The organism is Pantoea endophytica (assembly GCF_002858935.1).
In the GTDB taxonomy this organism is placed as follows: Bacteria; Pseudomonadota; Gammaproteobacteria; order Enterobacterales; family Enterobacteriaceae; genus Pantoea; species Pantoea leporis.
Window position 1 is genome coordinate 1 of record NZ_PJRT01000033.1, and the last position, 20,733, is coordinate 20,733.

Consider the following 20,733-nt stretch of genomic DNA (forward strand, 5'->3'; position numbering starts at 1 on the left):
CCGGGGCGATATCGACGTGCAGGCGCAGGGCGGAAACGTGACGACCTGGTCAACGCAGGACACTCATATTTCGAGCGGCAGGAAGCTGGTCGTGACGGCGCAGGATGAGCTGACGCTGATTTGCGGCGGCGGTTATATAAAGCTGAAAGGCGGCAACGTGGAGATTGGCGGACCGGGTAAGCTGCTGGTTAAAAACGCGGGCATCAGTAAGGCAGGGTCAGCAAATATGCAGAGCGTGATGAAGTCCTTTGAGCCGGGAAGTTTTGATGAGAAGTTTATTATCAGGAATGCGTTAACGAAAGAACCACTACCAGGCAAAGCTTATAGCATTACCCTGCCAGATGGTTCTGTTTTTTCAGGTATCACCGATGGCATTGGCGCAACTTCTCTCAATTCATCTGATGTTATTGACAATATGATAATCACCTTAAGCAAGGTAAATTAATATGATGTGGAACTCATCAAATAATAAGGTTCTCATTGCCTTTGTCATTCTTATGATATTTTTCGGTGTTTATAAGATTTTTGGAATTTTTATAGTGCATAGCATGGGGGCAAGTTTCGGAGTCGGTTTAGGGGGGATGAGTGGCTCTCAAAAAACTATCGAAGCGCGTAAGGTTGATACAGATGCACCCAGTCAGATCATTTATCGAATTGATAAAAATCGTTTTTTAACGCTGGAGAACTATATTTCATGCGATAAGGGTGGGCAGGTTTATTATAATGATACCCAGAGGGGGATTAAGACTTTTGTGGGTTTCAATAATGATTTTTATGATTTCTCATACAGTAAAGGAAATAGTGTTTCGGCTTATCAGGGTACCATAATTAATGGGGCCAATAACGGTTATCTTGCATTTCCTGGTGCGTCGACGCAACAGTACTGTGGTAGTGGTAATTCTGAAAGAGGTTGTCCTGTTTTCTTTTACTTCTCTCCTGATTATGGTAAGACCTTTATTTATAATTCTATTAAAGATGGTTATGATACACCTAAGCGATTTAGTAAACTTAAGGTAGTCGTAAACAATAATGGTGTTTATTTAAGAGATGAGTCTGAGGAAGAACCTCTACATGATGATTATAAGAGGTCTTATAACGACATAACGAGGGTGATTTTCTACTACTACGAGTCAGGGAAGTTGATAAATATTTACAATTATTGGGATAAGCTTGTTTACAAAAACATAAAGTCAGAGATTGAGAAAAGAAAGCTTTCTTACGCTGATGTTTACGATCAAAGTTTTAACATTTACTCCTACGCCAAAACACTGAAACCAGTACCAACGAGTGATGAGATTAATCGCATGGCTGATGAATTAAGAGATCTCATTGGGAAGGAAGAAAAAAAAATTTATAAAAATAAAATAAAATTACCGATTTTTTCCAAAATGGATAGGGATGATAAATATCGATGCAATATGAATGAACGAGCAAAAAGAATAACATATATCTCTAAAGACGGAAGAAAAGAGGTGATTGATCATGAGTAATGGAATAGAGCCAATCCGTGAACTTGAATGTGAATTTGATGATAACGGACATCCATCATGGACATCATTCCCTTCACATAAGAATTGCAAAGTCAGAGGCGGATGTGATTTGCCGCCTCATTTACCAGGGGTTATTATTTTGATTCATGGTGTGAACTCTACAGGGGAATGGTTCAAAAGTGCAGAAGATAATTTATGTTCTGGATTAAATAAGAGGTTAGGACTTGATAATTCATCTTTTGAGTTAAAACCTAAAGTATATGTTAGTGATGAAAAAGTCGCGAATGAACCTTTAGTAGAGCGAGTCATACCATTAACAAATAAAAATGAAAGAGATTCTCCAGTGATTCGATTTTATTGGGGGTATTCTTCAATCAAAGGTGAGGAGAATAAGTATGTTATACCTTTAGCTAATAAGAAAGGATTAGACTACCATCAACTCAAAAGACGAGGCTTTTCCAATGAAAAAATTGCAGAGGAGGGACCATTTTTTTGGGGGGGCGGACCATTTCAAAATGGTACAAATAATTTACATTCTTTATGGAGTGACAAAGGTTTTAAGGAGAGCATCTCTGGTTTTAAAGTACAGTGGGTTAATGAAGACGAAGATCGTTTACTAACCAATGCGCCACCACGTAAATATTATGCACATGCAGCGAAACGTCTTGCTAACTTAATTGACAGTGTACGTAATAAATATCCGAAAGATACTGTTACGATCATATCCCATAGTCAGGGGACAATGATAGCAATGGCTGCAGTAGCGATAGCGGAACATGCACCTGATGCTTTATTTGTACTTAATTCACCTTATGCATTGGAGCACAATATTCTTACTGAAGCTTCACTTACTGACGATGAATGTATTTCTCCTGAAGGACGCGAAAGCACTTTATCTGCTATAGTTAGTAAAGTAGCTACTAGGAAAACACATTTATCATCTATTGGCTATGGTGGGCTTTGTGTTGGTCAGACAAGTAATAAAAAAAACTGGCGGCCGGATGTGATTTTGTTATCTAAAAATGGCGATGAGATTCAAGAAAGAGATAATCACGGTAGGACATATATATATTTCTGCCCTCATGATCGTGTAATGGGGTCTCGTCCATTACGTTCAATTGGTTGGCAAGGATTACCAAATAATATTATAGGTAAGCCACATCCTTTATTACTAAAGCACGAAGGTGCACTTTTTCAGAGAATGCTTGCGCGTAGTACGCCATGTGGTGATATTCCCAATCCTAAAACACCATTTGCCAAATTACCAGACGGAAAACCCTTTTGGGACGATGCAGGCGACAAATACCAAAGTAGCAGCTTTACATATCCTAACCCTCCTGAGTGGCAAACTGTCTTTATCAATGCAGAAAAAGTTCCAGAACCGATTCAACCTGAAAGCTTGGCAAGATTTGATGGAACCCGAGTAGGGGCTGAACATAGTGTAGAAGAACAAAAAGATGGGTGGGGAGAAATTAAAGTTGGCGGCAGTAATAAGAATGATAATACATATGACAATTACATAAATCTTTATCCAAATAAAGATGTATTAATCGGTTTTAGTAATATAGGCACTAAAACTAGACCTCAGATGGTACCTGTGACTCGGGAGGAAACTTTTGAAGAAAAGGATCTTCGCCTGAGAACTTATGTTTCTCAGCCAACTGATCACAGTACTTTACCAATGAGCGCTGAGTTTATGGCTCAGGTAGTTGCTTATGATTTGCCGATAGGATATTGCGATGCAACTTGGGATAAAGCCTTCATGGATGAATTGCGCCGAAAAGCTGATTGGGTACAGGGTGAGGATCCTTACCTGTTTAGTGGAGTACCTGACAAAGTACCTGAACCCGATTTAATTAGCAGAGATACTGTCACAGATAAATTTAATCGAGAGCAAATGACGTTGCCGGTATATAGGGCCGTAAATAAAGCATAGGTAGCAATAATGATAAGCTAGCGGTCGTCCTGGGAGATTATACGTCCGACGGTGGCAAAGTCACGTCTGCATAATCGACTTTAAATATTCAGAAAAAAAATGCTGCCCATGCTGAATAATACGGTGTCTGCCCATTGGCACAAACCGTATTGATCCTGAACTACAGGCGCAACGTGCTGCGCACGCCTGCGAACAACAAGCTGCGCCTCGATGACACGCGCGGCCAGGAGCACATCAAGCTCAGTACCGAATACGGTGGCAAGAGCCAGCTGAATCTTGGGCATCTGGTCGATGGCGAGCGTCAGCCGCGCGGCGAAGGCTTTGAGCTGCGCACCGACGGCTGGCGCGCCATCCGGGCTGGCAAAGAGCTGTTTATCAGCGCCGATGGGCAGGCAGCGGCACAGGGTAAGCAGAAGGACATGGAGGCGGCGCTGTCGCGTCTGTCCGCCGCGCTGACGGAAATGCAGTCGCTGGCGGCCAGCGCGCAGCAGGCGCTGCTGCAGAAAAAGATAGAAGACATGCAGCAGGAAGTGCTGCTGGGCAGCGCGCCGCAGGGCGTGGCGCTGGTGAGCGGCGGGAATATGCAGCTGTCGGCGCAGGATAACCTGACGCTGACCGCCGGAAAGCAGATGGACCTCGGCGCGCAGAAGAACTTCACCGTGGCGGCAGGCAAACAAATCAGCCTGTACAGCCGCGAGGGCGCGAAGCTGTTTACTTTCCGGGGCGATATCGACGTGCAGGCGCAGGGCGGAAACGTGACGACCTGGTCAACGCAGGACACTCATATTTCGAGCGGCAGGAAGCTGGTCGTGACGGCGCAGGATGAGCTGACGCTGATTTGCGGCGGCGGTTATATCAGGCTTAAAGGCGGCAACGTGGAGATTGGCGGACCGGGCAAACTGCTGGTTAAAAATGCGGGCATAAGTAAAGCTGGTGCAGCGAATATGGAAGGTGTGATGAAGTCATTTTCACCAGAAACTTTTGATGAGAAGTTTGTCGCCACAAATGCGTTAACAGGTCATCCGATAGCCAACCTGCCTTACCGCATTACTAAGCCGGGAGGAAAAGTGATTGAGGGAGTTACTTCTGCTTCTGGCGAGACAGAACTAGCTCAATCTGAAATTGTTGACGATATGATCCTGACATTTAATCCGGCATTAAAATAACATCGGGGTATTACAATGGTTAATACTGAAAGTAAAACTATGAGCAGAAGAAAGAAAATAACATTAGCTATATTAATTTCTCTAGCAGTTGTTATGGTTGTTGTCTGGAATTTTGTATTACCTATGATAGCAGCTACTGGAGGTGGAAGTTTTGGTTATGGCTTTCCAAGTGGTTCTGGCGGTCGGGCTATCAGGAGTGTTGAGATCGATGTTGATCCGCAAGTTGTCTATCGCATAGATGATCATCGTTTTTTCACCTTTGAAAATTATGTGAGTTGTAGCAGTGGTGGATTTGTATATTACAATGACACAAATAAAAGAATTAAGAAGCTCGCTGGAATAGAGGGCAGTGATAAAAAACTTCAGAATGAGGTTTCTATCAGTGAGCGTAATGATGTTTTATCTTTTATTGGTAAATTTATCTACTCTGCTGGAGATAATATCATTGCATATCCTACTAGGGATATTAACTATAAGTATGGTAATTCTACTCACTTTATATCTTTTCAGGATGTAAATGACTCATCAAAGGATTCCTTTATGAAAGTTGCTGGTCCAAATATTTCCATCATAGTCATGAGTGATTCTGTACTTGCTAAAACAAGTATTTTGAGTGAGTTTTACTACAGTCATAAGGCGCCATTAAATTCAGGTGATTATAATTTTATCAATGATGAAGACTTAGTATTGAATAGTGCGTCAATAGATGATCGTTTTCATTGTAATGAAAGTATCAAACCTAGAAAAATAAAGTACATTTCTAACTGACAGGATGTTCACTAATATGAAGAATGGAAAAGAACCAACGCGAGATGTTGCTTGTTTTTTTAGTGATAACGGGAGTCCTCAATTTCGAAGCAGTCTTTCACCAAAAAGTGTTCAAGTCAGGGCTGAATGTAAGCATCCTCCTCGTTAACGGGTCATCCGATATTCAACCTGCCGTATTGCACCACCATGCCGGGTGGTAAGACTATTGAGAGCGTAGTTTCTGCATCTGCCGAGACAAAACTAGCTCAATCTGAAATTGTTTACGATAAGATCCTGACATTTAATCCGGTATCAAAATAATATTGGGGTATTACAATGGATAATACTGAAAGTAAAACTATGAGCAGAAGAAAGAAAATAATATTAGCTATATTAATTTCTCTTGCAGTGGTGATGATTGTTGTTTGGAATTTTGTATTACCTATGATAGCAGCTACTGTAGGTGGAAGTTTTGGTTATGGCTTTCCAAGTGGTTCGGGCGGTCGGGCTATCAGGAGTGTTGAGATCGATGTTGACCCGCAAGTGGTTTATCGCATAGACAATCATCGCTTCTTTACTTTAGAGAATTATGTCAGTTGTCACAGTGGTGGGCTTGTGTATTACAATGATACAAACAAAAAGATAAAGATATTCGCTGGGCTGGAAGGTGACGATAAAAATCCTCAAGATGAATTCTCAATAAGTAGACAGAATGATGTTTTATCTTTTAATGGTGAGTTTATCTATGCTGCAGGTGATGATTTAATTTCATACCCCCATCGCTTTGTTAACTATAAATATGGGAATTCGGAGCATTATATAGTTAGCGAAAGTTTAAGGGAGGGGGCTAAGTCGCACAAAAGTGAAAATATACTTCCAAGTGATACAGTGATTGTTACCAATGATGCAGTTTATATACAGGATAGAATTCACAAGGAATTATTAAAGCGAATAATATCCATCGGAAGTAAAGATAAGGTTGGCAAATGGATTGATAACCCAGATTTCAAAATTGAGGCGCAATCAATTGATGAACGATTCCACTGTGATGACAATATCAAACCTCGAAGCATTAGGTATTTAAAGGCTAGTAGTGGAGTTATGAAATGAATAAAGTGAACGATCCTACTCGCGAGTCTAATTGTTTTCTTGGCGATAACGGGAATCCTTATTTTAAAAGCAGTCCGTCTCCAAAAAGTATTAAAGTAAGGGCAGAGTGTAAACATCCTATACATCACCCTGGGATCATTTTATTCGTGCATGGTGTTAATTCCACTGGAGAGTGGTATTCAACAGCAGAAAGAAATATATGTGAAGGGCTTAATGAACGCTTGGGTTTAAAATCAACATCTTTTGAACTGATTCCTAATAAATATAACTGTGACAATATATTTGATTTAGAAGGTTATAAATTGGATCGGGTGTTGCTTAATGCGGGTGAGGCTAATTCCCCGGTGGTTCCTTTTTATTGGGGTTATAGAGCAGTTGATGGTGAAGAAGGAACATATGAAATACCGTTAGTTAATAAAAATAATGAAGACTACCATCTTCTTAAAGAAAAAGGATTGAAATTAGAAGAATTGAGAGGGAAAGGCCCTTGGTTCTGGGGAGGAGGGCCATTCCAAAACGGAACAAATAATTTGGTATCACTTTGGAGTGATGTCGGATTTAATGAGAGGATGCGTTATTTAGGTCTGGAAGTGCAGGATTTTGCACCAGACTTTGACCGTTTGCTCAAGACTGCACCACCAAGGAAATATTATGCACATGCAGCAAAGCGCTTGGCTGATTTGATGGATTCTATCCGTGATAAATTTCCACGAGACACTGTTAGTGTAATATCTCACAGTCAGGGAACCATGATTGCTCTAGCAGCAACGTCACTAGCTAAGAAAGCACCTGATTGTCTCTTCATTTTGAATTCACCTTATGCAATGGAACCGAAAATTACGGATAAATTCTCTACACAAGATAAAGAGATCATTACAGACACCGCACGCGAACAGACTCTTGAGGCAATTATTAATAGAATAGCTGAGCGCTCTAATTTTCTGCAACCGGATAAATACAATCAATTGTCTGTTGGTAAATCTTCAGACAATCAACCTTGGACACCAGATATATTTCATAAATCTTCATCGGGAAAAAAGATCCCTGAAAGAGATAATCACGGTAGGTTATATATATATTGTAACCCACACGACAGGGTCATGGGATCATCTCCTCTATTAAGCCTTGGTTGGCAAGGATTGCCTAATAGTGGGTTGGAGCAACAACCACATAAATTAATTACGGCCCACAAAGGACATTTATTTCAACGAATGATGGCACGTTCGACCTCTTGTGGGGCCGCGCCGAATTTTAAAACCCCCTTTTGGCCTTTGCCTGACGGAAAACCTTTTTGGGATGATGGCGGTAATTACCCAACATATTCTACGCCAAAATATCAAACCATTACTATTAATTCAGAAGAGGTTCCTAAACCTATTTTTGCTGACCAAATGACCGATTTTGACGTTAAACGTCTAGGTGATGGTAGTGAATGGGATGAAATGCCCATTTCCCATAAGGGAAAGGGTTGGGGACAATTTTCCGAAAAATCTGACAAAGATGAAAAGTCAGTTGTTGTTCCTAATGATGATACGTTTAATAACTTTGTTGTGCTGTATCCCAAAAAAGAAGTTCCAACAGGTGCTTATCAACCATCAGGCAAAGCATTCCCTCAGTTTGAGCCAGTGATGCGTCTTGAAACTGATGAGGAGAGACGTATTCGCGTAGGTGCTTATATTTCTCAACCAACCGATCACAGTACATTACCTAATAGCCCTGACTTTATGCGACGGGTAGTCACCTATGATTTGCCTATTGGTTTTTGTGATGCTACTTGGGATAAGAATTTTATGGCAAAGTTGCGTGATATGGCAGACTGGACTAAGGGATATGACACTTATTTTGAAACAGGCCAGCTAAACATCCCACCAATTCCAGCTGAAATATTCACAGAAACCATTTCTGATGTAGAACTCGAAAAGAGAAAGGCTGAATGGTATGAAATGAATAAAAAAATTAATTCACGAACATCAATTAACTTTGGGTGATGTTACTTGTTTTTGTATTGCAAGTTAAAATTTAATTAAGAGTTGGTTGATTTTTAATGAGGAAAGAATGCTTGGGGTAATTTATCTGGTGATGTTTTTATACGCAATCTTATCAGGCAGTGTTCTGACGTTGATATATTGGGTCTTAACTAAAAGAAGTGGCTTGAATTATGTGGTTGTGTTTTTTCTGTTAGTTTCTTTTTCTTTCTGCGTTTTTAATGTTCTCGATTATCATGGTGTTCCGATAATTAGATGATTCTTTGGAGTTAATGCCTTACTTGTCCTTCTTTTGTTTAGGTGATTTTAAATGACATTTAATGATTCCGCCTAGTCAGTTTTATTAAATAAGTTATTCCACCCGCCGTTCAGTAAATAAAATATAGGTCATAATAATGGGCAAACTCGCAATCGTCTTGGGAGATTCTACGTCTCACGGCGGCAAAGTCACATCTGCATCATCTACTTTCGATATTCAGGGAAAAAATGCCGCCCTGCTGCATGATACGGTGTCCTGCCCATTACATGGCACCAACCGTATTATCGAATGCGATGTTGCATCTTATGAAGAAAATGGCCGTGGGATCGTAATACATGGCTGCAAAACGGAATGTGGCTCGGTGGTTATCGCCAGCCTGCCGGATATGGAGATCGGCTAATGGGATGGTCAGTACCGGAAGTGCCTGAGCGGACACCCGCCAGCGCATGTTCTCCGTGGATCTGTTTTTTTATTATTTTCTTTTGCGTATTAATCAGTGTTGCCTGGCTTTTATTTTCTGGTTCAGCGGAAGAACTGTCTTCCCTTTCATCCGGAGCCTGGCTGCCGCTGGCCGCAGCGATGCTGGTGAGTGTGATGGCAATCCTGACGGTGTATTTATTAGGCTGGGAAGTTCAGGCTCTGAAAGCTTTTTACTGGAACAGCTGGCGACTGAATGTGCATGCCGCCTGGCAGCAGCATGCCCATCAGCATCTGTGCGTGGTTAATCAGATAAATTTAACGGTGAGCACGGATTGCGTCCCTCAGTTAACAGGGCTGGTCGCAAAAAAAGACGTTATTGATAAACCCACCACATTGCTGGCCGGTGAAGCGCTCATCCCCGGCATTTCACGCTTTGAGCAGCTTAGCCAGGCGCTGCTGAAGCAGGTAGCACTATCGTTAGCAAACTGGTATCCCGGTGGTGCGCTCACCGTTGTCATCCAGACCTCGGCCGCCTCTCTGGAGCAGGAAAAGCAGCGTGTTGCGTCACTGTGGAAACAGCATGCACTGCCGTGGACGCCCACCTTTCATGTGTTGCCCGCTGAGTATCCTTTTGAGTTCTGGAATAACCAGTTGCTGGCATCGCACAACCCGGTACTGATTCTGGCAATCCATTATCGTCAGGTAAATGAAACCCTGGCTGAATTTGCCAGCGCGTTATTACTCGCGCCCCCGTCACTGCTTTCTGCTGTTCAGCAACGAGAAACCGTAAAAGTCTTTCGGGCGATGCCGCTGCAAACCAGCGAACTCTCAGCCGAGCTAAAAGAGCTTAAAGAGATGAACCAGCAACCATCTTCATCTGTTGGGCTGGTGTGGTTCAGTGGACTCACCGCCCCTCAGCGTCAGCAACTGACGTCTGCCGTATTTGAACTGCCGTTGTCTCTTCGCAGTTCCGCGCCGATGGCGGGACTCATTGATTTTGATGAAGGCTGCGATCGTTACGGCCACCTTGCCGGCTGGCTGATGCCCGTTGCGGCAATCGAAGCCGTCAATTACGACATGGGTAGCCAGTGGCTGGTGTGGGCCGATGATAAACAGGCTTGGGCGATGGTGGCTGGCAGGAAAATGCCGCTGATGAACACTTCCCCCGAACGGGCGCAGGCCGCGCCTTTCCCTGCCGGTGGAATGATGCTGGCGGTGCTGCTTAATACTCTTCTTATCTGGTCTTTAGGTTTTGCCTTCCCGGTCTGGTTATTTTCGTGGTGGGGAACGATCACTTTACTGGCCGTACTTGGCGTGACCTTACCGGGTCTGGCATTCGCGTTACGAAAGGTGGTGGCCAGCGCGCTGCTGCCGGGATTTTTCCGTGCTGCCGGTGAGCACGAAAGGAATAAAAAATAATGAAAAACTTCTTTCGTCTGCTGGGGTACGGGCTCGTTGCCGTGTCCGTTTTACTGCTTTTTTTATTCCTGCTATCCCAGCTAAAAGCCTTACCCGTTGAAGCAACCACCCGTCAGTTTTGGTTACCGTTGACGGGATTTGTTTTTCTCGCGTGCCTGATATGTACGGTGATTTTCTTCTTATTCAGTCCGTTGAATGCGGGCGTCCCGGTCAGGCCATCGGGTGACAAAAAAGAAGATATGCCTGCCTCTGCCACTGCTTCCACATGCCTGGCGAGCGATATGAGCAACTATCTTCGCTCACGCTACAACCTCTTCTGGCGCAGCAAAGTTCGTCTGCTTCTGGTGGTCGGCGACGACGCCGCGATCAGCCCGCTTGTACCGGGACTCGGCAAAAATGTGTGGATGGAGGGTAACCGGACGGTTCTTATTTACGGTGGTAGCCTCGATGCTCAGTTAGATGCTGAAAAATACGCCGCGCTGCGCAAGCTGCGCCGCAGCCGTCCGCTGGACGGCATTGTGCTGGTTCAGGATTCAAATTCCACCCTGACACCACAAAAAAGCGATGCAGCGATGCGCTCGCTGGAGAAGATTGCCGCCGCGCTGCGCTGGCGCGCGCCGGTGTGGATCTGGCAGCTTGGACGCAGTGACTGGCCGCAGCCAGAGCGTGAGAACAACGCGGTAGGCGCAGTGTTTCCGGCCAAAGCGCTGCCGGAAAATGTTGCGCAGCAGCTTGAAAGCTTGATCGCGCCACTGCGTGATCGCGGTCTGGCACAGGTCGATCACAGCCTCAGTAACGACTGGCTGCTGCGCCTGTCGCAGCAGTTCGGCAGCGGTGAAAGTCAGGCCTGGCAGCAGCGCTTAGCGCCCTGGCTGGACCCCGCGCGCCGCAGTTTGCTGCGTGGTCTGATGTTCAGCCTGCCTGAAGCAAAGCCTGTACTTGACAGCCTGCATCCTCACGCATTAACCGACAGCGCGCTCTGGCAGGGCATCGCGTCAGACCGCGCCAGAGGTCGTCGCACCGGGCTGCCTTGGGAACAGACCCTGGCCTGGTCGCTGCTGAGCCTGATGCTGCTCGCTGGCGCGGGCATGCTGGCGTCTTCGCTGTTCAACCGTCATCAGATTGTCAGCGCGGCGGATAAAGCCGAGGTATTGGTGAATTCAACGAAGGTTGATGATGCGCAGCTCATTGCGCTGCACGGCCTGCGTAACGATCTCGGTCAGCAGCAGCACTGGCTGGAGCACGGTGCGCCCTGGTATCAGCGCTTCGGCATTAACCATACGCAGCAGCTGCATGATGCGCTGCTGCCGTGGTACGGCGTCGCGGCGCAGCGGCTGATCCACGAACCGGCGCGCATCGCGCTGGAAGATAAGCTGAACTATCTGGCCAGCCTGCCTGCTGCCAGCCCGCTGCGCGCCACGCTGGCGCAGCCGGGGTATAAGCAGTTAAAGGCCTGGCTGATGATGGCGCGCCCGGAGCGTGCCGAACCGGCGTTTTATGCGCAGACCATGGCGACCGTTCAGCCGGAATATCCAGGCATTTCAACGTCGTTGTGGCAGACGCTGGCCCCGGATTTGTGGGCATTCTATGCCGCGTCGTTGCCGTCCCAGCCCGGCTGGCGCATCAAACCCAATGCGTCGCTGCTGAGTCAGGTACGTCAGGTTCTGCTGCTGCAGACCGGCCAGCGCAACGCCGAGATGACGCTGTATCAGAACGTCCTGCGCGACGTGCGCCGCAACTACACCGACCTGACGCTGGAAGATATGACGCCGGGCACCGATATGCGCCGGCTGTTCAGCAGTGACGACAGAGTTCCGGGCGTGTTTACTCGCCAGGCGTGGGAAGGCGGCGTGCGCCAGGAGATTGAGAAAGCGGCCAACACCCGTCGCGATGAAATCGACTGGGTGCTCAGCGACAGCCGCAGCGCGGTGCCGCAGGAGATTTCCCCGGAGGCGCTGAAGGCCCGTTTAACGCAACGTTATTTCAGTGACTTCGCCGCCAGCTGGCTTAACTTCCTCAACGGTATCAGGCTCAATCCGGCGCAGAACATCGCCGACGTTACGGATCAGCTGACGCTGATGAGCGACGTGCGCCAGTCGCCTCTGATTGCATTAATGAACACGCTGGCGTGGCAGGGCCAGACCGGCCAGCAGCGTGAGGCGCTGTCAGACACGCTGATCAACTCGGCCAAAGACCTGATTGGCCAGAAAGACAAGCCGGTTATCAGCCAGAAAGCTACCGGCCCTGAAGGACCGCTGGATGTGACCTTCGGCCCATTGCTGGCGCTGACCGGCAAAAACAGCGGCTCTCAGCTGATGGCCGCCGACAGCAGCCTGACGCTGCAAACCTATCTCACCCGCATCACCCGCGTGCGCCTGCGTCTGCAGCAGGTGGCCGCCGCGCCGGATCCACAGGAGATGTTGCAAACCCTGGCGCAGACGGTTTTCCAGGGCAAAAGCGTTGACCTTACTGATACGCAGCAATACGGCAGCCTGATGGCGGCGAGCCTCGGCGAAGAGTGGAGCGGCTTTGGCCAGACGATGTTCGTGCAGCCGCTGACGCAGGCGTGGGAAACCATCCTGCAACCGTCTGCGGTGAGCCTGAACGCGCAGTGGCAGCGCTCCATCGTGGAAAACTGGCGCACCGCGTTTGACGGACGCTATCCATTCGCGGCGGGACAAAGTGACGCGTCACTGCCGATGCTGGCGGAGTTTATCCGCCGCGATGCCGGGCGCATCGACAGCTTCCTCAGCAGCCGCCTCGGTGGCGTACTACAGAAAGAGGGCAGCAGCTGGGTGCCGGATGCAGCACACAGTCAGGGACTGACGTTTAATCCCGCTTTCCTCAAGGCGGTGAATCAGCTGCGCGAGCTGTCCGACATTCTGTTTACTGACGGCACGCAGGGCATCAGTTTTGAACTACAGGGCCGCGCTGCGCCAGACGTGGTGGAAACCCAGCTGATGCTTGATGGTCAGCCGCTGCGCTACTTCAACCAGATGGCGACGTGGCAGGCGATGCGCTGGCCGGGCGACAGCCTGAAGCCGGGTACGTTGCTGACCTGGACCGGTGTGAAAAGCAGTGCACAGATTTACGGTGATTATCCCGGCACCTGGGGCTTTATCCGCTGGCTGGAGCAGGCCAAACGTGAACGTCTCGATCGCAGCCGCTGGTTGCTGAGCTTCACCACGCCGGATAAGCGTACGCTGACGTGGGTGCTGCGCACGCAGATGCGCGACGGCCCGCTGGCGCTGCTGCGCCTGCGCGGCTTTACGCTGCCGACGGAAATATTCAGCGTCGATGCTGCCAGTGCCTCCGAGGCGATGGCCCCGCGCGACGCCGTTACGGATGACGTCATTACCGACATGGAGGGAGCAGAATAATGAGCGCAATGACCGAACTGGTGCACGCCTGCGGCGTGGATGAGTCCACGCTGAGAACCGATGCACAACAACGCTGCAGCAACTGGACGCGCTGGCTGGAACCGATCAGTGAAGCGTTGCCCGCCGGAGACGATCCGGCTTACGACGATCAGTTTATGCAGATCCGTGAAGAGGTGAACAAGCTTTCCGGCTTTGATACCGACACCATCGCCCGCCTGTCGGAATCGCTGCTGACAACCGTGAGCAAGGATATCCGGGTTATCACCTTTTACGCGTGGGCGCGCCTGCATCAGGACGGCGAGCAGGGGCTGGCGGAAGGACTGGAACTGCTGGCCGCCGCGCTGCAGAAGTTTGGTGGAAAGCTTCATCCACAACGCAGCCGCAGTCGGCAGGGCGCGCTGGCCTGGCTCGGCAGCGCCAGAATGCTCGACAGCCTGACGTTATGGCCGGAAGCCGATGTCGCGCGGGTTTGCCGCATTAGCGGTGCATTGCTGCTGATTGAAGATGCACTTAATGAAGATGAACGCAACGGGCTTCAGCCGCTGTTGCGCGCACTGGAGCTGCGTTTAGCTCAGAACGGGGGTGCCAGCGCGATGGTGCCACTCAACAGCCCGACACATAGGGACGTGGATGATTCGTCGCTTGCTGAACTCGCGCCGGTTAACTCCGGTGAAACTTTGAAGGCACAGGCGAAAGTGTTGGCAAACTACCTGCGCGAGCAGCCCGGCGGCTGGCTTTCCGCCCACCATCTGATGAAAAGCGTACGTTGGGATACCATCCTCAATCTTCCCGCGCTTGGAACCGGCGGCAATACGCGTCTGCCGCCGCCAAAACCCGATCACCGTGCGCACCTTAAGCGCCTGTATCTGCAGCAAAGCTGGACGGAACTGCTGGAACTGACGGACTCGCTGTTTGCGCAGGCCATCAATCACGTGTGGTTCGATCTTCAGTGGTACGCCTGTGAAGCGCTGAATCGTCAGGACAAGGGCGCGGCGCTGGCGAACATTGTGCAGCAGGATTTGCATGGACTTTTATCAAGGCTGCCGGGACTGGAAACGCTCTCGTATTCAGACGGCACACCGTTTGCCGATGAGGTGACGCGCAACTGGATCGCGCAAAAAGTGATGAGCGACGTGGGCTTTGCGGAGAGCGACACGCTGGTTGCAGGACCTGACAACGACATCCTGTCCCTGGAAAACGAGGCGGTGGATAAAGCGGAATCGGAAAGCGTGGAAGCCGCACTGGCATGGCTGCAGATGCGTCCGGGCACCAATAGTTTGCGAGATCAGTGGTTAATACGTCTGCTAATGGCGCGAGTGTGCGAGCAATTCGGTAAAAGTGAAATGGCGCTGTATCTGCTGGATGAACTCAATCAGCATGCCGGCGCACTGACGCTTGCGCAGTGGGAACCAACCTTATTATTCGAAGTGCGCGCCCGGCGGCTGAAGCTGCTGCGTGCCCGAGCCGCGCGCAGTGAAAGTGAACGTACGCGCATCCAGCCGGAAATGGACTCGCTGTTATCCGGCCTCATCACGCTTGACCCGGTCAGGGCCGCCATCCTCTGCAGCTGACTTCTGCTTTTTAACTTCCTGTTGCCTGACTGGTTCGGGCTGCACATTACTGATGTGAATACCATGGACGATTTAACCCTGCGTTATTACGACGCTGAAATGCGCTACCTGCAGGAAGCGGGCGAAGAGTTTGCCCGCGCCCATCCTGAACAGGCAGCGATGCTCAATCTCGACAAAGCTGGCGCCCGCGATCCCTACGTTGAACGGCTATTCGAAGGCTTTGCCTTTATGGTCGGTCGCCTGCGTGAAAAGTTCGACGATGACCTGCCGGAACTGACTGAAGGTCTGGTCAGCCTGTTGTGGCCGCACTATCTGCGCACCATTCCGTCGATGTCGGTGGTGGAGTTCACGCCCGACTGGCGCGAGATGAAGGAGCCGATGCGGCTGGCACGCGGCTTTGAAGTAATTTCACGCCCGGTGGGTGAAAAAGGCACGCGCTGCCGTTACACCACCACGCGCGACGTGCAGGTGCTGCCGCTGGCGCTGGAGTCGGCAAAATTAACCACCGATGCCGCAGGACGCTCGGTTGTTCGCCTGCGCTTTAACGGCGGCGCGCTGGCCGACTGGAGCCGCACCGACCTCAGCCGCATTCCGCTCTATCTCAACGCTGATGCGCCGCTGGCCTGCGCGCTACATGAAGCATTGACGCTTAACGTCGCCAGCATCGCACTGCGTCTGCCGGGTGAAACCGACAGTCGCCGCTTTGACGGACATTTCAGCGCGCAGGGCTTCAGCCAGGAAGACCGGCTGTGGCCGGGCGATGAAGGCAGTTTCAGCGGATATCAGCTGCTGCTGGAATATTTCACCTTCCGCGAGAAGTTTATGGCGGTGAACCTACGCGGGCTGGAGCAAGTTACGCTGCCCGCGTCGCTGCCGTGGTTCGAGCTTGACGTGGTGCTGGCCGAGCGCTGGGAGCATGATTTCCAGTTCAGCGAAAAACATCTGCGCCTTAACTCCGTGCCGGTGATTAACCTGTTTGCGATGGAATCCGATCCGCTGATGATCAACGGATTGCAGACCGAATATATGCTGCGCCCGATGCGCGTGCAGGACGGCCATACCGAAATCTACTCGGTGGATTCGGTGATTTCCTCGAAAGGGCTGCCGTACGTGCCGTTCAGCAGCTTCCGCCACAAAGGCGGCATGCTGCGTCACGAAGCGCCGGAACATTACTATCACACGCGCGTGCGGCGCGGGCCGTCCGGGCTGCATGAAACCTGGATGATCCTCGGCGGCGAAGCCTTTGATAATCACAGCCTGCCGGAAAACGAAAGCCTGTCGGTGAGCGTCACCGGCACCAACGGCCAGCTGCCGCGTCGCGCGCTGCAGAGCACACTGCTGGATACCGCCGTCAGCAGCACCGACGTGGCGATGCAGGTGCGCAACCTGTGCGCGCCAACGCTGCCGTGCTATCCGCCCAATCGTGATCGCTTTCACTGGCGCGTGCTGAGCCATCTCGGCTCGAGTTTTCTGTGGATGATGGATAACGCCGAGGTGCTACGCGGCACGCTGGCGCTGTACGACTGGACACACAGCGAAATGAACCGCCGCCGTCTGGACGCCATCCTGCACGTCTGCCACAAAGAGACCGAACGCTTTGAGCAGGGTTATCTTCTACGCGGCGTGCAGATTGAAATCACCCTCGACAGCAGCGGCTTTGCCGGCAGCGGCGATATCTGCCTGTTTGGCGAAATGCTCAGCCGCTTCTTCGCGTTGTATACCGACATTCACCTGTTTAACCGTCTGATTTTAATCCTGCAGCCAACCGGAGAGCGCCTCGAATGGGAAGAGAAGCACAATCGCCGCATCTCCGGCTGACGCCACGACTGGAGCAGGAGCTGACGCGGCTGAACTTTTACCGTTTCTGTCAGCTGATTGAGCATCAGCATAAAGATAAGCCGCCGCTCGGCAGCACCAGCAAGCCGGAAAACGACGCGGTGCGGCTATTACCGCATCCTGGCATGGGGTTTCCGGCTGGCGAATTGAAGGCGTTTGAGTACAACGAAGCCGATGCCGCTGCGCCGCCGGTGGTGCGCACCACTTTCCTCGGATTGTACGGCGTGGATTCGCCGCTTCCCGGCAGCTATATCGATGACATCACCCAGCGCGATGAAGGGCATGAAGCGCTGCAGGGTTTTCTCGATATTTTTAACCACCGCATCCTGACGCAGTTTTATCGCATCTGGCGCAAATACTCATATCCGGCGACCTTCGAAGCGGGCGGTGGCGACAGCACTTCGCAGTCGCTGCTCGGGCTGGTGGGATTGGGTATTCCCGGCACCGGCAGGCATATCGCCACGCCGGTTTCACGCTTTCTGGCGCTGCTCGGCGTCATGCGTCAGCCGGGCAGAACGGAAGAGGGCATTCGCGCGCTGGTGCGTTTGCTTGCGCCGAACACCTCGGTGAACGTGCAGCCGTACTGTCTGCGTCCGGTGCCGGTGAGTCATCCGCTGGAGTGCGAGTTCGTGCTGGATGGCAACGCGCCACTCGGCGATGAGGCGATGGATGCCAACAGCCAGCTGCTGATCGAACTGCAAACCGCCTGCCCGAACGAAGCCGAACGCTGGCTGCCGGACGGCCAGTTGTATCAGGATTTTCTGGTGATGCTGCGGGTTTATCTCGGCTGGCGCTATCGCGCGCGCATCCGGCTGTGTCTGGAGACGCAGCTGCTGGCCCCGCCAGAGCTGGGCGATGCGCCGTTCTGGCTTGGCATGACCGGTGTGCTGGGCGCGGACGAGGCGTGCAGCGACATCCCCCAAACTTTTACTACTGAACTGGGTTGCTATGCAGGCATGCGCCCGGTCAAACCCTGCGAGGAGCAGCGACGTGTCAGTTACCACTTTGATTAAATTTATGATGTGCAGCGCACTGTTGCTGCTTGGCGGCTGCGGTTTGCAGCAGAAAGTCACCGATGGATCCGTCGCGGCGTTTGACGCGATTTTCTACAAGCAGATTAAAACCCTGCATCTGGATTTCAGCGCGCGTGAAAGCCTCAACAGCGACAGCCGCGAGCATAATCCGCTGTCGCAGCCGGTGATGGTGCGCGTGTTCCAGCTCAGCGAGCGCAAAGCTTTTGACGGCGCGGTATATCAGCAACTGACCGGCGATGCGGCGGACGTGCTCAAAGCCGAACTCCTCGCCGACCGCGATGTGGTGCTGACGCCGGGCGGCGACGTTTCGCTGAATATGCCGATGGAAAAAGAAGCTAAATTTGTCGCGGTAGTCGCGTTGTTCCAGCAGCCGGATATGGCGAAAAACAGCTGGCGGCTGGTGCTGGAGCGCAACGATTTAGACCCGGATAAAGCGCGCGTGATTGAATTAAGCAGCAACAGCCTGCGCCTGATCACCGAGGCAAAACCATGAGTGGCGGCAATCATCAACCTTCGCTGTATGAGCTGCTGAAAGGCAGCTTCGCGGGTGGGCTGGAGCTGGACCGTGTGAAGGAACAGGATCAGGTGATCCTCTCCGTGCTCGATAACATGCAGCGCATCCTCAATACTCGCGCCGGATCGCTGTCGCATATCCCCGATTATGGCCTGCCCGATATGACGCGCATCCTGCAGGGCATGCCCGGCACCGCGCATCAGCTGCTGTATACGCTCTCTGAGGTGCTGCTGAAATACGAGCCGCGCCTGAAGCGCATTGACGTGGTGTTACTGGAACAGAGCATACCCGGCGAACTGCGTTATGCGATTGATGCTGAGCTAAATGAGATCGGATTAGTGCGCTTCGGCACCGAATTTATGCCGGAAGGGCGCGTGATGATCCGCCATATGAAACAGCAGCAATATCTGGATGCCAGGGCATCTGTTTAATTTTTTTTGCCTGATCAAGGCTTTTCGGAACACAGCAATGACTTCATCTCAACCTCGCTTCGTCAAAACCGGTGGCGATCCACGCGCGTTGGCGGAATATGCCGCGCTGCGCCAGGAAATGCAGAAACTCACACATCCGGCGCGTCCGGATGTCGATTGGCCGCACGTTTCTGCGCTCAGTTTAACGCTGTTCGAAAAAAACGGTGTCGAGCTGCAAAGCGCGGTCTGGTACACGCTATCGCGCGCGAACACGGCAGGAACGGCAGGTATGACGGAAGGCCTGGCGGTGCTGGTAGCATTGATTACCCGCGAATGGCCGACGTTATGGCCGCAGCCAACGCGCGCGCGCATCGAAATGCTGGCGGGACTGAGCCGTCGGTTGCAGCAATTCCTGCGTACTCAAACGATAACCGAAGCAGACTTAACGGCGCTGAGCCAGGCGGCGCGCTTGCTCAGCGAAGCCGGCGATCATCTGCAACGTCTTGAACTGCGTCAGCTTAGTCAGATTGATCCGCTGCTGGACCGCATTTGCAGTGCGGTGGTGATGCTGGAACACTGCGATGTTTCAACATCTGATGCTGTGGCCAAGCTGCCTGAAGTCGTTCCGATTGAGAAGCCCGCGCTGGCGTTAGCAAGTGCAGAAGTCAGCGGCTGGGTGTATGTTCCTTCTGCGGGTGCGCCTGCACCCGATTTGCGGCGGCTGCGGCGTCGGGCATTTATCAGTGGCGTGGGCGCGACGCTGCTGAGCGTGTCACTTATCGCCGCTATAGGCTATTTGGTTGTGCAAAAAACTGAGCAGGAATCTCCGTTACAGCAAGCATTACTGGCTTCAATATCACCACTTCCTGCGCCTCTCTCACCGGAAATGATGGCTGAACTGCAGGCGAATCCCCCCGAATGGCTAAACGAAGCGGCATGGCTGGAGCAAACGCAGCAGCAATTGAACCGGCTACAAAACGTATCGCCGGACTGGAATCTGCAGCTCGGTAATGCGCTGGTAATGCAGGCCAGCCTGTTGTGGCCTGATTCGGATGCGGTTAAAACGATGAGCGCACGCTGGAACAAGCAGCTTAACGCGGCAGCAATGCCAGCAGATAAAATGCAGCGATGGCAACAGGGCATGGAGCAGCTCAACGCGTTGTCGCAGCGCCTGAATGGACTTGACGAGAAGCGCGGCAAATATCTGACGGTGAGCGAACTGAAAACAGCGGTCTACAATATGACGCAGGCGTTCAACGTAACGGTGCCACTGGAAGAGGAACTGCGCGTGTTGCAGCAATCGGACGATGACGCTACACAGAATCAGTTAACACAAGCGGAAATGCACCTGAAGCAGCTTATCGCCAGTTACCAAACGATAGCTACATCGTCAAAAGAGCAGGACTAGCAAAATCCGCAGCTAACCGGTATTCGCAGCTATCAAACTTTGCGGGGG

Annotated in this window: 15 protein-coding genes and 1 pseudogene; all 16 read left to right on the top strand. The window is 50.8% G+C overall.

The window, feature by feature from the left end; translation table 11 throughout:
- The coding region (locus PZBJ_RS20725) for a DUF2345 domain-containing protein (protein WP_146001312.1) at positions 1 to 445 on the top strand (445 nt) is incomplete at its 5' end.
- Between the two features lies 1 nt (position 446).
- A complete protein-coding gene (locus PZBJ_RS20730) occupies positions 447 to 1,490 on the top strand; it encodes a T6SS immunity protein Tli3 family protein (RefSeq protein ID WP_101764072.1) in 1,044 nt (347 codons plus the stop codon).
- A complete protein-coding gene (locus PZBJ_RS20735) occupies positions 1,483 to 3,426 on the top strand; it encodes a T6SS effector phospholipase Tle3 domain-containing protein (protein ID WP_101764073.1) in 1,944 nt (647 codons plus the stop codon). The genes PZBJ_RS20730 and PZBJ_RS20735 overlap by 8 nt, the downstream gene beginning before the upstream one ends.
- A 146-nt stretch (positions 3,427 to 3,572) precedes the next feature.
- Positions 3,573 to 4,592: pseudogene (locus PZBJ_RS20740) on the top strand (DUF2345 domain-containing protein); the annotation flags it as partial.
- Positions 4,593 to 4,607: 15 nt separating this feature from the next.
- A complete protein-coding gene (locus PZBJ_RS20745) occupies positions 4,608 to 5,360 on the top strand; it encodes a T6SS immunity protein Tli3 family protein (protein ID WP_146001313.1) in 753 nt (250 codons plus the stop codon).
- A gap of 315 nt (positions 5,361 to 5,675) precedes the next feature.
- Positions 5,676 to 6,449, top strand: coding sequence for a T6SS immunity protein Tli3 family protein (locus PZBJ_RS20750; protein WP_146001314.1), 774 nt, complete (start codon positions 5,676 to 5,678; stop codon positions 6,447 to 6,449).
- A complete protein-coding gene (locus tag PZBJ_RS20755) occupies positions 6,446 to 8,437 on the top strand; it encodes a T6SS effector phospholipase Tle3 domain-containing protein (RefSeq protein ID WP_101764077.1) in 1,992 nt (663 codons plus the stop codon). The genes PZBJ_RS20750 and PZBJ_RS20755 overlap by 4 nt, the downstream gene beginning before the upstream one ends.
- A gap of 392 nt (positions 8,438 to 8,829) precedes the next feature.
- Complete coding sequence (locus PZBJ_RS20760; RefSeq protein WP_101764078.1) at positions 8,830 to 9,093, top strand: PAAR domain-containing protein; 264 nt, start codon at positions 8,830 to 8,832, stop codon at positions 9,091 to 9,093.
- Positions 9,045 to 10,532, top strand: a complete 1,488-nt coding sequence (locus PZBJ_RS20765) for a KPHS_23130 family T6SS system protein (RefSeq protein ID WP_146001315.1) — start codon at positions 9,045 to 9,047, stop codon at positions 10,530 to 10,532. The genes PZBJ_RS20760 and PZBJ_RS20765 overlap by 49 nt, the downstream gene beginning before the upstream one ends.
- On the top strand, positions 10,532 to 13,912 hold the full coding sequence (locus tag PZBJ_RS20770) for an ImcF-related family protein (protein WP_101764080.1): 3,381 nt from the start codon (positions 10,532 to 10,534) through the stop codon (positions 13,910 to 13,912). Before PZBJ_RS20765 ends, PZBJ_RS20770 begins: the two co-directional genes overlap by 1 nt.
- A complete protein-coding gene (gene tssA, locus PZBJ_RS20775) occupies positions 13,912 to 15,483 on the top strand; it encodes a type VI secretion system protein TssA (RefSeq protein ID WP_101764081.1) in 1,572 nt (523 codons plus the stop codon). The genes PZBJ_RS20770 and tssA overlap by 1 nt, the downstream gene beginning before the upstream one ends.
- A 63-nt stretch (positions 15,484 to 15,546) precedes the next feature.
- Entirely contained in the window at positions 15,547 to 17,301 is a 1,755-nt protein-coding gene (gene tssF / locus PZBJ_RS20780) for a type VI secretion system baseplate subunit TssF (RefSeq protein WP_101764082.1), read from the top strand.
- Positions 17,265 to 18,332, top strand: a complete 1,068-nt coding sequence (gene tssG, locus PZBJ_RS20785) for a type VI secretion system baseplate subunit TssG (RefSeq protein WP_101764083.1) — start codon at positions 17,265 to 17,267, stop codon at positions 18,330 to 18,332. The genes tssF and tssG overlap by 37 nt, the downstream gene beginning before the upstream one ends.
- Entirely contained in the window at positions 18,310 to 18,846 is a 537-nt protein-coding gene (gene tssJ / locus PZBJ_RS20790) for a type VI secretion system lipoprotein TssJ (protein ID WP_101764084.1), read from the top strand. Before tssG ends, tssJ begins: the two co-directional genes overlap by 23 nt.
- A complete protein-coding gene (tssE, locus tag PZBJ_RS20795; RefSeq protein WP_101764085.1) occupies positions 18,843 to 19,298 on the top strand; it encodes a type VI secretion system baseplate subunit TssE in 456 nt (151 codons plus the stop codon). The genes tssJ and tssE overlap by 4 nt, the downstream gene beginning before the upstream one ends.
- Before the next feature lie 37 nt (positions 19,299 to 19,335).
- Positions 19,336 to 20,685 carry a VasL domain-containing protein gene (locus PZBJ_RS20800; protein ID WP_101764086.1) on the top strand — a complete coding sequence of 450 codons (1,350 nt, stop codon included), beginning with the start codon at positions 19,336 to 19,338 and terminating at the stop codon, positions 20,683 to 20,685.
- The last annotated feature ends 48 nt before the right edge of the window (positions 20,686 to 20,733 follow it).

Bases quoted from the DNA above. Each gene is read 5' to 3' on its own strand.
- PZBJ_RS20730 (WP_101764072.1), top strand. From the start codon at position 447: ATGATGTGGAACTCATCAAATAATAAGGTTCTCATTGCCTTTGTCATT.
- PZBJ_RS20735 (WP_101764073.1), top strand. From the start codon at position 1,483: ATGAGTAATGGAATAGAGCCAATCCGTGAACTTGAATGTGAATTTGAT.
- PZBJ_RS20745 (WP_146001313.1), top strand. From the start codon at position 4,608: ATGGTTAATACTGAAAGTAAAACTATGAGCAGAAGAAAGAAAATAACA.
- PZBJ_RS20750 (WP_146001314.1), top strand. From the start codon at position 5,676: ATGGATAATACTGAAAGTAAAACTATGAGCAGAAGAAAGAAAATAATA.
- PZBJ_RS20755 (WP_101764077.1), top strand. From the start codon at position 6,446: ATGAATAAAGTGAACGATCCTACTCGCGAGTCTAATTGTTTTCTTGGC.
- PZBJ_RS20760 (WP_101764078.1), top strand. From the start codon at position 8,830: ATGGGCAAACTCGCAATCGTCTTGGGAGATTCTACGTCTCACGGCGGC.
- PZBJ_RS20765 (WP_146001315.1), top strand. From the start codon at position 9,045: ATGTGGCTCGGTGGTTATCGCCAGCCTGCCGGATATGGAGATCGGCTA.
- PZBJ_RS20770 (WP_101764080.1), top strand. From the start codon at position 10,532: ATGAAAAACTTCTTTCGTCTGCTGGGGTACGGGCTCGTTGCCGTGTCC.
- tssA (WP_101764081.1), top strand. From the start codon at position 13,912: ATGAGCGCAATGACCGAACTGGTGCACGCCTGCGGCGTGGATGAGTCC.
- tssF (WP_101764082.1), top strand. From the start codon at position 15,547: ATGGACGATTTAACCCTGCGTTATTACGACGCTGAAATGCGCTACCTG.
- tssG (WP_101764083.1), top strand. From the start codon at position 17,265: ATGGGAAGAGAAGCACAATCGCCGCATCTCCGGCTGACGCCACGACTG.
- tssE (WP_101764085.1), top strand. From the start codon at position 18,843: ATGAGTGGCGGCAATCATCAACCTTCGCTGTATGAGCTGCTGAAAGGC.
- PZBJ_RS20800 (WP_101764086.1), top strand. From the start codon at position 19,336: ATGACTTCATCTCAACCTCGCTTCGTCAAAACCGGTGGCGATCCACGC.